We start from the raw sequence: 12,621 nt of genomic DNA, 5'->3' as shown, positions 1-12,621 counted from the left end.
GAACTCAGCCATTCCTACCAATCAAAGTTGCAATTGCCTTGACTAACTCATCTGGTTCAACGGGTTTAGACAGATGCCTTTGAAATCCTGATGCGATCGCTTGTTGCTGGTTGATTTCTCCAGCATAAGCAGTTAAAGCGATCGCGGGAATCTGTTTAGCTTGCTTTAGTTGCAATGCTCTAATTTGGCGCATTAGCATATAGCCATCTGTCTCTGGCATTCCAATATCACTGAGCAAAATATCTGGTTCTGACTCTGCCAATGCTTGCAGTGCTTCTTTTGCTGATGCTACAGCAATTACATTTGCCCCAGCCTGTTCTAGGACAAATGTATGAAACTCACGGGTATCATCGTCATCGTCTACAACTAATATTTGAATGCCTGTAAGAATTTCAGTTGTAGAAGAAGCATTTAAAGGATCAATGTTTATCTGTTGTTTTGAGGTTAACTCTTTTTTGATCAGGGGTAGCCTAACTCTAAAAATAGCTCCTTGCCCTTCCCCTAAACTTTCTGCCCAAATCCTGCCACCATGTAGTTCTATCAAATGACGGACAATTGCTAATCCTAACCCCAAACCACCAAACCTTCGGGTTGTTGTGCCATCAGCTTGACGAAAATATTCAAATACATGAGGGAGAAATTCAGGGCTGATCCCTTTACCTGTATCGCTGACGGTAATCTGAGCTTGAGAATCAATGCCTTCTAGTTGAATATTAATTTTTCCTTCTTCAGGAGTGAATTTGACGGCATTCGATAACAGATTCCAGATTACTTGTTGCAAGCGATCGGAATCACCCAAAACTTGCCCCAAAGAAGCATCTAGCATTGTCTGAATTTGAATATCTTTAGCCTCTGCTGCCAAACGTACTGTCTCCAATCCCGCCTCAATCACCAGTACTAGGTTGACGGGAAACATCTTCAGGTTAAGCTTGCCTTGTAAGATCCGAGAAACATCAAGCAAATCTTCAATGAGTTGAGCTTGTAATTTAGCATTTCGCTCGATGGTTGCAATCGCTTTTTTGATCTCTGCTGGCTGAAATTCACGGGTTTGTAAGAGTCTTGCCCAACCAAGAATGGGATTGAGAGGCGATCGCAATTCATGGGAAAGCACCGCCAAAAACTCATCTTTAATCCGGTTGGCTGTTTCGGCTTCAGTTCTAGCAGCTTGCTCAAGTTCCAGGAGGCGATCGCGTTCGGCTTCTGCTGTCTTGCGTTCTGTAATGTCAATCACTGAGCCAATGTAACCTTTAAATTGACCGTCCACACCAAACCAAGGATTAGCAGCATCGATTGTCCAGCGATACTCGCCGTCCTTGCGCTGCAAGCGGTACTCCATGCGGAAAGCCTCACAACTCTTGCTAGCTTCCAGAAAAATATTCCTAGCCTCATTGTAATCTTCTGGATGTACGGCGTTCAACCAGCCAAATCCCAGACTCGTTTCTTCCCCTTGACCGGTAAAGTCATACCAGCTTTTGCTCAGATAGGTGCAATAGTTATTGGTATCTGTTACCCAAACCATGAAGGGGGCATTGTCAGCCATGTTGCGGAACTGTTCTTCGCTTTCACGAAGTGCTTTCTCTGCCTGTTTGCGATCGCTGATATCTGTAACAAAGATGCTTACTCCGTCACCAAAGGGGTAGACGCGATTCTCAAACCAGCGTTGCCAAGCAGGATAGAAGTATTCAAACTGAACAACCGTCTGTTCTGCCATCGCCCAATGAACCTGGGTATAAAACTCGCTTTTGGCCATATCTGGAAACACTTCCCAAATCATCCGATCTAGCAACTCTTCCTTTTGGATGCCCATAACTTCTGCGACGCGATCGTTGACAAAGGTGTAATTCCACTCCCGATCCAACACAAAAAATTGGTCTTGGATGCCAGCAAGGACAGTTTCTAAGTGTGCTTTTGCCACCTCAGCTTCAATGCGTAGCCCTTGCTCTCGTTGCATTGCCTCCTCACGGAGACGAGCCATTTTTAGGGCTGCCTCTACCCGTGCTAACAATTCCCGAGCCGAGAACGGTTTAATTAAGTAATCATCGGCTCCCGCTTCTAAACCTTCCACCCGTGCCTCTTCCCCCGCCCGCGCTGACAGCAGAATGATGGGAACTTTTTTCGTTTGCGGATTGGCCCGTAATTCTTGCAGCAGTCCAAAGCCATCTAATCCAGGCATCATTACGTCCGTCAATACCAAATCTGGGACACGCCCACGGGCAGAATCCAAAGCCGCTAAACCGTCCGCCACTGATTCCACCTCATACTGCTGACTTAACAGCCGTTTGACATAATCGCGCATATCTGCGTTATCATCAGCCAGCAGAATTCGGGGAGAAGAAGGTGACAGGTTATAGGTGACAGGTGACAGGTAAGATTCCTCCCTATTCCCTATTCCCTGTTCCCTATTCCCTTCTTCGGGTAGCCAACGCAGAGCTTCTTCTAGATAAGGGGTTGTACCTAATGCAGTTGAAGCTAAGGTTCGAGGGGCGCTAATCCGGGCTGGAGGTAAATGAGCATATCCCGTTGGAATTGATACAGTAAAGCAACTACCTGCTCCTAGAACACTGGTTACTTTGACTGTTCCACCATGCATTTGCACCAATTCTTGCACCAGTGATAATCCAATTCCTGATCCTTCAAAAGTTCGTCCTTGCGCCCCTTTGACGCGGTGGAATCGTTTAAAAAGATGGGGAATTTCTTCTGCTGGGATACCGATTCCTGTGTCTTTGACTGCAAACTCAATATGGTCGTTTGCCCACTGCAAGCTTACCGCGATTTTTCCAGTCATCGTGAACTTGAAGGCATTCGAGAGCAGGTTAAGAACAATCTTTTCCCACATTTCCCGATCTACATACACTGGTGCTGGAAGGGAAGGACAATTGACTGATAATTCCATCCCTGCGCGTTCTACTGCTGAACGAAATACACTAGCTAGTTCTGCGGTGAAAGTGGCCAGCTCGGTGGGTTCATAAGAAGCTTGAACCCGTCCGGCTTCGATGCGCGAGAAATCTAGCAGACTGTTAACTAGTTTTAGCAGGCGGAGTCCATTCCGTTGCACCATTTCTAACTGCTCTCGTTCGTGGGCTGGCAGTAGGCTGGCACAATTAGCTAAGGTTTCCTCTAATGGCCCCAACATCAGGGTTAGAGGGGTACGAAACTCGTGGCTGACGTTGCTGAAAAATACAGTTTTAGCGCGATCAATTTCTGCCAAGGCTTCGGCGCGTTTGCGTTCTTCCTCGTAAGCTTGGGCGTTGGCAATACTGGCTGCAATTTGAGCCGCAACTAAATCAATGAATCTTCTATAGTTATCGTCGAATAACCTGAAGGGATTCAACCCAGCAATTAATATACCAGCTTTTCCCGTCTTACCGGATGCTGCAATTGGTACTGCGATCGCTTGATGGGGCGATCGCTCCCAAACACCACAGGGTAAGCTACTAAAAGACACTTCCAAAGCAGAAATTAGTTTTGCCTGATGCGTTTCGATCACTTCCGCAAAGGGCCAAACGCAATCAGAATCGAGATCGACTATTTCAGGTGCTGCTACATGATTCTGCCCAATGCGGCACGTTCCAGCTAGAAAAACTTGTTGTTGTTCTGGATCAACCAGATAAATCATTGCGAAAGGCAAATCGTAAGGGTTGCTTTCCAGACAATTTGCACTTAGTGTACAGGCTTGATCGAATGTCCGCGCGTCTGCCGTCCTAGCCGCTAGTTCGCGCAAAAGTGCTAACTGACGTTCACCAATAATGCGCTGAGTGTCGTCTGTATTGGCACAGATTATCCCGCCTGTGTCGCCCTGGTCATTAGGAACTGGGCTGTATGAAAAAGTATAATAGGTTTCTTCTGGATAGCCGTTGCGCTCCATAATTAGCAGCAGCGCTTCGTCATAAGTACCCTCGTTCTTCAACATCGCTGATTCTGCTCGCGGGCCAACCTGATCCCATATTTCCCGCCACACGCAGGAAGCTGGCTGACCAAGTGCTTCTGGATGTTTGCCGCCAATAATAGCCTTATAAGGGTCATTATAAAGGTTTATGAGTTCTTCGCCCCACCAAACAAACATGGGTTGGCGGCAAGTCAGCATAATTCGCACGGCAGTCTTTAAACTCTGTGGCCACTGCTGTGTTGGACCAAGGGAGCTTTTTGACCAGTCCCATTCTCGCATCCTAGCACCCATTTCACCCCCGCCGATAAGGAAATTTACGTCGGCGTTGCTTGCTGACGTTGACTCGTTCTTCATTAATTCCTCTCGGTTGGTCATGCGTCGGTTAAAGGCTATATCTGTGGTCGTCTTTTTGCCAAAATCCCCTCTAAATTAGACGTTGATGCTCCTAAATAGTCATTTTAGAGGATATTCAAAGGTATATACAATTAAATACAGGCTCTGCCGTGACTTTTCAAAGCATTTAAATCGTCTTTTAGGGCAAGTTGCTGTTTTGCCTCTCTTCTATTGTCAACTTTTTTATATGACCAATATTCCAAGCTATCAGGCATTGTGAGTTCTGAATAAGAACTCACAATGCCTACTCTTCTTTTCGGGAGTCTATTTTCTTAAGAATTTAACCTCGTTCACTTAACTCCTTGAGTAGATTATTAATTCGCTGTATTCTTAAGGGATAAGGTCTTACATCTCCATTTCCCAAGGGTTAATTGTTAGGAAAGTGACACTAAGCTTGGCAGCAAACTTTTCTTTAGACATATTTAACTCTTGCCGCAGGGCACGAATTAGTTTGCCAATATTAGGTTGCTTTGCCACAAGTTGGCTTACACTACGAGTCATATATATTAAGCTTCATAAAGCACCATATATTAACAATTTTTACGACAAAATCTTATTTTGCGTCTACTGCTCTTGAGATAGAGATTGTGAACTCAAATCAGAGCATCACAACATTATCATAACTTTAATTTATCGTTTTAAGAAATAAGACTATTTGATTTTATTCTATAAGTCGCTTTATCCTGAAATCAGTAGAGATTTGAACTTTACAAGACTTACACAAACAATACTGAAAATCTTTCTTTTCAGTAGGGGCAATTTATGTAAACGCATACTCTTAGGTCGAAGCAAGCTACACGGAGTGTCTGTCTGCGACACGCTGCGCTTTTGCGTAGCCTCCCGCAGGGAACCTAGAGAAGCAGATAACCTGGATTTCTCACAAGTGAGAAATCCAGGAGTGTGGGAGGATGGGGAAGAAATCTGACCCCGCACACTTCCCACACTCCTCTCTCTGCCTACACTATGCGTGAGAAATCCGCGATAAGCTAACCGCAGGGTATTATCCCTATAGCGTGTAGTTTTGCGTATGAGATAAAAGTAGGTGTCTTGCCAAAATTTAAATACCAAACTAACGCTAAATTTACCAAAGAAATTTTGGTGTACTTATCTTTAAACTTTGATAAAACCAAGAAGGAGAATAGCTAAATGCTAGATCAGCAGATTGATTGCTCCAACAGACCCAAGACAAGCGCAATGATCATGAAACTTTTCCAAATTACTCTAGTAGTCTTAGTACTTTTAATCAACTTAGTAATTGCTTTCCCTTCTTGGGCAGAAAAAACGCCTTCTTCAAATAACAATCCTGACTATTTTCAAGTAGGGCAAAAAGTCATTTGGCTTTACAAGGCTCGTGCAGATTCTAGCGATGTTCAAAGAATTCCTGCCGAAGTAGTTCAGTTAAGTTCTAAGCAAGTACAAATCAAGGTATACAAACATAACCACGAATTTGTCAATCGTTGGGTAAATCCAAATAAGCTTGAGAATTTGAAAAAAGTCAAAGAGTCAGTATTTTAAAATTTATAGGACTTACGCAATAACTCTCTGAAACTCTTATTTCTCCGTGTCCTCTGCGCCCTCTGCGGTTCGTTTTTTCATGATTTTTTGTAAGTAATGTTTTAGCTATATGGAAGAAAACCTACTACAGCAAGACGTAAATCCATCTATCATCTCAACTAATAATAGAGGTAGGGGCAATTCATGAATTGCCCCTACCAATCTCATACCATAGTGTAATAATTTTCTAATGTTTTATTTTTTATAGATCAAAAAAACCGAACCAATTGGCCCAAGATTTTCTACATAAGTTTTCTGGTTATAATACAATCCTGGAGACATACCTCCATCAAATAAAATTCCTTCTTGAATATTACCTAAACAGTTATTGCTAGCAATGCCTTGGAGGACATTATCAAACATATCTGGCAGTAACTCTTGATTAAGTTGAGATAATTCAATCTCTGAATTAGCTTTTAAGTCATTAACTAATAGTATTACATAGCCTTGATTAGTGATAGCAGCCAGAGAGCGATTAGTTGCATTTTTACAAGCAAATTCTCCCAAATCTTGACAAATATTTTTAAACTTACCCTGACGATAGAATCTGCCATTACCGCCTACTAAATTGTAATTGAGAATATCGTTGTTTCTTCTACCAGCTTGGATAGTAGCCTGCCTCTGGTTGGGTGTACCTCCTGATATCCCAAAGGAAGAACGTTTGTTTTTAAACGCTCCTGAATATTCTATACCACGAGAGATATTTAAACCTTGTGGCTTATTATCAGTATCTATGTAGTCGGCATTAATTGCGGCAATGGGTAGCTGTCCGTTCAATTTGGCATTCTCATCGCCGATGAGTTCATGAAACTGTTTTGGAATGTATTCTTTACGCAGCTTACCTCTGGTATCTTTGGCGTAGAGTTTATGAGATAGACCGAGATTAACTTTGAAATCTAATTCTGCTGATTTGGGATTAAAAATAATCACATTGTTAATACCTCTGGAATTTTTTTTACCTTGATTATTGGTTTTAAAAAAATCAATACTGAATTTAGGATCTTTGCCAGGGCAAGTTTTAGATGCTTTGGGGACTGGATTTGCTTCAATCTGTTGACAACCTGATAACAAGCTTGCACCAATTATCGAGATAAATAACAAAAATAATTTTTTGGTTGACATAATAATGCAAAAAAACCGCTACAGAATTACTATAGCGGGGAATAATTTAAAATGTAAGGATTCAGAAGTCAGGAGTCAGAATCCAGAATGATTAGAAAATCAAGGAGATTATGGCTTCTTAATTATGATTTCTGGATTCTGGATTCTGAATTCTTGCTTTAAAATTTCAGTCTGAAATTAATCTGAATAACTACAACTTAAGAGAACCATTCTAAAACAGCTTCTTCTTTAGTGTTAGTATTCCGAGATGGTGTCTCACGATTAAATTTCATCTGAATTGACCGAGTTTGCTCACCATCCGCAGCTACAGCCAGAATTGGATAGTCAATTAAACCATCCTGGAAGGACATTTGGAAGCGGAATGTTCCATCTGGATTTAGCTGAATTGGACGGCCGCCAATGGTTACGGTAGCGTCGGGTTCGGTTGCACCGTAAACTATCAATTCAGCATCGGCAATTAACCAGAACTGGCGCGGACGCACTGGGACGGCGGAAGCGGAGAAGCCAACACCTGACATTCCTGCACCGGAAGCGGTTAAGCCTGAGACGGTGGGAACTGCCCACATACCCACACCAGATGGGAAAATGTAGGAACTAAGAGCTTGTTCAGGACGCGCTGAACCTGGTACTTGATGCTGAGAACCGAAGATAGAACCAGCAACTCGTAGCGCTTCGGCAGATTCGGCTAAACCAAAGATTTGGTCGTAGATAGGATTGCCGTTAGTGTTTACACCACCATTGGCGGTAGCTGTAGCTGCAATCTTCTTGGCTGGGGGAACTAGTTCGTACTGAGTCTTACCGCGCAAATCTTCTTCAAAGTTGACAGTAATGAAGACATCTTCAATCCAGTCTGAAGGATAGACGGGGGGAATGTGTACTCTAGCAGAACGAGCTAGTACTAACCAGCGACCATCAGCAGCACGATAGCCGATATCTATCACATAATCGCGATCGCTAACTGGAACTGGTAGATACCATTCTCTAGCTAGTTCATCAGCAGGATATTCTTGAATGCTGTGAGGGCTTTGGTATTCGATATTGATGTCGGTAACATCATAAATCCGTAGTGCGAGTTGTTGTCCACCTTGGCGGCGTAGTTCCTCTTTATGTTCATTGGGGATATCCCAGTAAGTGTAAGCCCACTGTGGATCGCGTGGTAAGAGGACAATCCGGCTTTCACCATAGCCAGAAGGCAAATCTGCGAGTCCTTCATCAACATCAGCTAGAGATCCACCTGTACGATCTTCCTGACCTAATTCAAACTTAGCAGCTTCCACGGTTTCCTGTGCCTCCAATGAACGAGATGGACTGAGCAAAGTTTTGCTTCGCTGGACTTCTAAAATTGATGCCAGCAATTGTGATTTACGCATTCGGCTATAGCGAGAGATGCTATATTCGCTGGCAACTCTTCGTAGTTGCCGTAAGGTCATCTCCTCTAGGGGCGGGCGTTCTTTTGCCATTAATTTGGCCTCCAGTAGTGTAAGCGGTAAATGATTTCCCCTGGTTAAAGAATGCTATATAAAAGGTCATCCACATCCAGATGAATTTCTTATTCCTGACTCCTGGTTTTGCCCAGTTTTAAGTTTTTTAATCTGTTTTTAAATTGAGGTAACTTCTAGGCAATTCCTGGTTATGCCAAAATTAGCATTTCTTTGGGATCGAAGAAGTTCTGTTTGTTAAGTCAATATTAACCACTAAGCATATCTAGGGATCAAGTGTTTTCTATAGCTTTTTTGACTATATTACGAATTTATAAGCTTTCCTGGGAACAGAATGTCATGAAAAGATAACATTAGTAGCTAGCACAGTGTTGCTCCTGGCATAAATATCAATTTTTCATGACATTTGCCTGTGGGGAAGGGGGCAAGGGGGAATTTAACCCAGCTTGTTGAAGTAGCGGACTCAAACCCATCTTCCGGTTCCATAGCAGGAGTCATTTTCCTCTTCCCCCTGCTCCCCTGCCCCCCTGCTCCCCTGCTCCCCTGCTCCCCTGCTCCCCTGCCCCCTGTCCCCTCGCTACAATCAGTTGACATCCTCCCAGTAATGCGAAAAAGTGAAACGAAGGGCGATCGCTCCCAGGATAAACTCCAATGACTAAACTGATTCTGGTTGTAGACGACGACAATTTTATGCGAATGCATCTGTGTAAGCAATTGACAGATGCAGGGTATCAGGTGGAAGAAGCAAGTAACGGGCTAGAGGCGATCGCTATCTATACTCGCCTCCAACCAGATATAGTACTGTTGGATATTATGATGCCGGTGATGGATGGGTTTAGTTGCTGCGCTCAACTGCAAGCACTTTCCAACGGCAAAAACACACCAGTGTTAATGATTTCTGCTTTTTCCGATCAGGCAACCGTAGATAAAGCTTTTGCTTTGGGTGCAACTGACTTTATTACTAAGCCGATTCAATGGCCAATATTACATCTAAGATTGCGCCGTCTTTTGGAAGCTAATCATGCCATACAGGAATTAAGACAGCAAGCTACACAGGCACAATTGCGGGAAGTCGAACTCAGGATAGCATTAGATGCTGCTCGTATGGGCATCTGCAACTGGGATCTGTTGACGAACAAAATTACTTGCTCAGATAATCTAGAAGCAATTTTTGGCTTAGAGAAAGGCACTTTCAACTACACATATCAAGCTTTTCTCAACTGCATTCATCCCCACGATCGCGATTTCGTCAGGCGATCGCATCAGCAAGCTGTTGAGGATAAAGCCAAATATGAAATTGAATTTCGAGTTATTTTACCCAATGGGAAAATTCGTTTTTTAGCAAACCAAGGAGTTGTCGTTGTAGATAAGTCTGGTACATCTGTGCAAATATCTGGGGTATACATGGATATCACCAAGCGCAAGCAAGCGGAGGAGGCGCTAGAAGTTCATGCTAACCAGCAAGCAATAGTGGCAGAACTAAGTCAAATGGCTCTAGCTGGTACAGATTTGACTACACTGATGAACTCATCTGTAACACTCGTCGCCCAATGTCTCAAAGTTGAGTTTTGCAAAATTTTGGAACTCCTGCCAGATAATCAGAAATTGCTGCTACGTGCCGGAGTCGGTTGGCAACCTGGACTTGTGGGAAAGGCGATCGTGAGTGGGGAGATAAATTCTCAAGCTGGTTACACCCTACTTTGCGATGAACCAGTGATTGTTGATGACCTCCGAACCGAAACGCGATTCAATGGGTCACGACTGCTATATGAGCATCAAGTGTTGAGCGGTATTAGCGTAGTGATTTATGGCAAAGAGCGACCTTTTGGTGTCTTTGGGGCACACACAACCAGACACCACATTTTTACCAAAGATGACATTTCTTTTCTCCAAGCTGTTGCCAATGTTCTCGCTACAGCCATTGAGCGCCAACGGGTGGAAGAGGCACTCAAAGAAAGTGAAGAACGTTGCCAGTTAGCCGTGCAGGGCAATAATGATGGCATTTGGGACTGGAACGTTAAAAATAATCAAGTATATTTCTCAATTCGCTGGAAAGAAATGTTGGGTTACGCAGAACATGAAATTTCCAATCATTTAGACGAATGGGCAACACGAGTACATCCAGATGATATTGGATTTGTCAGACAAGCGATCGCCGATCACTTTGCTAAGATTACCCCGTTTTTTATCAGCGAACATCGAGTCCGGTGCAAAGATGACACCTATAAATGGGTTTTGGATCGCGGTCAGGCAGTGTGGGATGAAGATGGTCATGTTGTGCGGATGACAAGTTGCCATACAGATATCACTGAACGGAAACTGGCAGAAGAACAACTGCGTCAGAGCGAAGAACGTTTCCAAATAGTCGCCCGTGCTACCAACGATCTTTTATGGGACTGGGATTTGCTGACTGATGAGGTGTGGTGGAATCAAGCTTTAGAAAAACTTCTGGGTTACTCGAAAGAACAAATAACATTTACCGCTAATTGGTGGTATGAACATATACATCCAGACGACAGGCAGAGAATCGCCTCCCAAGCGCGGACACTGATAGATAGCGGTGAAAAATTCTGGTCAAATGAATACCGTTTTCGTCGCAGCGATGGTTCTTATGCCTATATGTTCGATCGCGGTTATGTCGTTCATGACCAAACAGGTAAACCAGTGCGGATGATGGGCGCGATGATGGATATAAGCGAACGGCAAGCCGTACTGCGCGATCGCGATCATGCCCAAGCAGCATTAGAACTCCAAAATTTGCGATCGCAACTATTCGCTAATATCACCCTGAAAATTCGTCAGTCTTTACAAATCGATGAAATTCTGCAAACCAGTGTCAAAGAAGTGCAAAAGCTACTGCTTGCCGACCGAGTATTAATCTTGCGCCTACAGCCAAATGGCTCTTTCATAGCGGTTCAAGAGGCAATAGTTCCTGGTTTACCTGTTGTACTGGGGCAGCAAATTCTCGACCCTTGCTTTCGCGATGATTATATTGAGCAGTACCGCCAAGGACGAATTAATGTCATTAACGATATCAAAGAAGCTGATATCCAACCTTGCCACGTCGAATTACTGGAACGATTTGCCGTTAAAGCCAACCTTGTAGTCCCGATTTTCCTCAAAAATCAGCTGTGGGGACTGCTAATTGCCCATCAGTGCGCCCATCCCCGCCAGTGGACTAGTTGGGAAATTGAACTTTTACGACAGCTAGCAGATCAAATAGGCATTGCCTCAACTCAGAGCCTCATCCTAGAACAAGAAACTCGGCACAGAGAAGAACTCACGCGTTCTAATGAAGAACTAAAACAATTTGCATTTGTCGCCTCCCACGATTTGCAAGAGCCACTGCGTAAAATTAAAACTTTTGGCGATCGGCTCAAAAGCACCTGTGGCGACACCTTAAGTGAACAAGGACGTGACTATCTAGAACGAATGCAGAATGCTGCATCAAGAATGCAGATATTAATTGAAGACTTGTTAACACTTTCACGAGTTACTACCAGAGCGCAACCTTTTGTATCAGTAAATCTGACAAAGATTGCCCATGAGGTATTGTCTGATTTAGAAATTTATGTGCAGCAAACTGGAGGAAGTGTAGAAATAGGACAGTTACCCACCATTCAAGCTGATCCTATACAGATGCGTCAATTGTTGCAAAATCTAATTGGTAACGCCCTCAAATTCCATCGCCCACAAATACCACCAGTTATCAAAATCTATAGTAAGATATTAAACAATCAAGCAGATAACATATCTAGTAATTCTGAATTTTGCCAAATCATCGTAGAAGATAATGGGATTGGTTTTGAAGAAAAATATCTCGACCGAATTTTTAATGTTTTTCAACGTTTGCATAGCAGCATTGAATACGAAGGCACTGGTATAGGTTTAGCGATCTGCCGGAAAATAATTGAGCGTCATCATGGACATCTCACAGCCCAAAGCAAACCTGGGCAAGGAGCAAAATTTACAATCATATTGTCAATTAATTCCCATTCTTGATTTTTATTCCTAGAGAGGGATTAATAATAAATCTCAAAATTAGCTTAATTGTACAATTGCCACTCGTAATTTGTAGGACTGATGTATTGTACAAATCAACCGTAATGTTAATTATTAATAAGATTCGATTATTTCAGGCTATTGGCTACCACCACAGCTATTTGTTGTTAGACATCGCCTTCTATTAGCAAAGAAATAAAACTTTCAGATCCTAAACAAATAAAT

Annotated in this window: 7 protein-coding genes; 2 read left to right on the top strand and 5 right to left on the bottom strand. The window is 43.1% G+C overall.

Annotated elements, in window-relative coordinates:
* Positions 1-4: 4 nt before the first annotated feature.
* The 3 genes from GJB62_RS24990 to GJB62_RS24980 all read right to left on the bottom strand — a co-directional run bounded on the left by GJB62_RS24990 (position 5) and on the right by GJB62_RS24980 (position 4,780).
* Positions 5-4,240: an ATP-binding protein gene (locus GJB62_RS24990; protein ID WP_114082530.1), complete on the bottom strand. Its 4,236-nt coding sequence runs from the start codon at positions 4,238-4,240 to the stop codon at positions 5-7.
* A gap of 131 nt (positions 4,241-4,371) precedes the next feature.
* Positions 4,372-4,518 carry a hypothetical protein gene (locus GJB62_RS24985; protein WP_159402565.1) on the bottom strand — a complete coding sequence of 49 codons (147 nt, stop codon included), beginning with the start codon at positions 4,516-4,518 and terminating at the stop codon, positions 4,372-4,374.
* A 106-nt stretch (positions 4,519-4,624) separates the two neighbouring features.
* The gene (locus GJB62_RS24980) at positions 4,625-4,780 is read right to left on the bottom strand and encodes an XRE family transcriptional regulator (RefSeq protein ID WP_245245997.1); all 156 of its coding nucleotides are present in this window, start codon (positions 4,778-4,780) and stop codon (positions 4,625-4,627) included.
* Positions 4,781-5,479: 699 nt separating this feature from the next.
* Here GJB62_RS24980 and GJB62_RS24975 point away from each other — a divergent pair.
* Positions 5,480-5,794 (top strand): hypothetical protein, encoded by a 315-nt coding sequence (locus GJB62_RS24975; RefSeq protein WP_114082531.1) that lies wholly within the window; start codon positions 5,480-5,482, stop codon positions 5,792-5,794.
* A 234-nt stretch (positions 5,795-6,028) separates the two neighbouring features.
* Here the strand turns inward: GJB62_RS24975 and GJB62_RS24970 are convergent, their stop codons facing one another.
* Both GJB62_RS24970 and GJB62_RS24965 read right to left on the bottom strand, forming a co-directional pair.
* Positions 6,029-6,955 carry a phosphodiester glycosidase family protein gene (locus tag GJB62_RS24970; RefSeq protein WP_114082462.1) on the bottom strand — a complete coding sequence of 309 codons (927 nt, stop codon included), beginning with the start codon at positions 6,953-6,955 and terminating at the stop codon, positions 6,029-6,031.
* Between the two features lie 197 nt (positions 6,956-7,152).
* The gene (locus GJB62_RS24965) at positions 7,153-8,415 is read right to left on the bottom strand and encodes a DUF4912 domain-containing protein (protein ID WP_114082463.1); all 1,263 of its coding nucleotides are present in this window, start codon (positions 8,413-8,415) and stop codon (positions 7,153-7,155) included.
* A 630-nt stretch (positions 8,416-9,045) separates the two neighbouring features.
* Between GJB62_RS24965 and GJB62_RS24960 the strand changes: the two genes are divergently transcribed.
* The gene (locus GJB62_RS24960; protein WP_114082465.1) at positions 9,046-12,396 is read left to right on the top strand and encodes a PAS domain-containing protein; all 3,351 of its coding nucleotides are present in this window, start codon (positions 9,046-9,048) and stop codon (positions 12,394-12,396) included.
* The last annotated feature ends 225 nt before the right edge of the window (positions 12,397-12,621 follow it).

The sequence above is a fragment of the Nostoc sp. ATCC 53789 genome (assembly GCF_009873495.1).
GTDB lineage: Bacteria > Cyanobacteriota > Cyanobacteriia > Cyanobacteriales > Nostocaceae > Nostoc > Nostoc muscorum_A.
Note: the sequence above shows the minus strand (reverse complement) of the source record. Positions and strands in the feature narration are given on the sequence as shown.

Coding starts and splice junctions, on each gene's coding strand:
- GJB62_RS24990 (WP_114082530.1), bottom strand. CDS start 4,240: ATGAAGAACGAGTCAACGTCAGCAAGCAACGCCGACGTAAATTTCCTT.
- GJB62_RS24980 (WP_245245997.1), bottom strand. CDS start 4,780: ATGACTCGTAGTGTAAGCCAACTTGTGGCAAAGCAACCTAATATTGGC.
- GJB62_RS24975 (WP_114082531.1), top strand. CDS start 5,480: ATGAAACTTTTCCAAATTACTCTAGTAGTCTTAGTACTTTTAATCAAC.
- GJB62_RS24970 (WP_114082462.1), bottom strand. CDS start 6,955: ATGTCAACCAAAAAATTATTTTTGTTATTTATCTCGATAATTGGTGCA.
- GJB62_RS24965 (WP_114082463.1), bottom strand. CDS start 8,415: ATGGCAAAAGAACGCCCGCCCCTAGAGGAGATGACCTTACGGCAACTA.
- GJB62_RS24960 (WP_114082465.1), top strand. CDS start 9,046: ATGACTAAACTGATTCTGGTTGTAGACGACGACAATTTTATGCGAATG.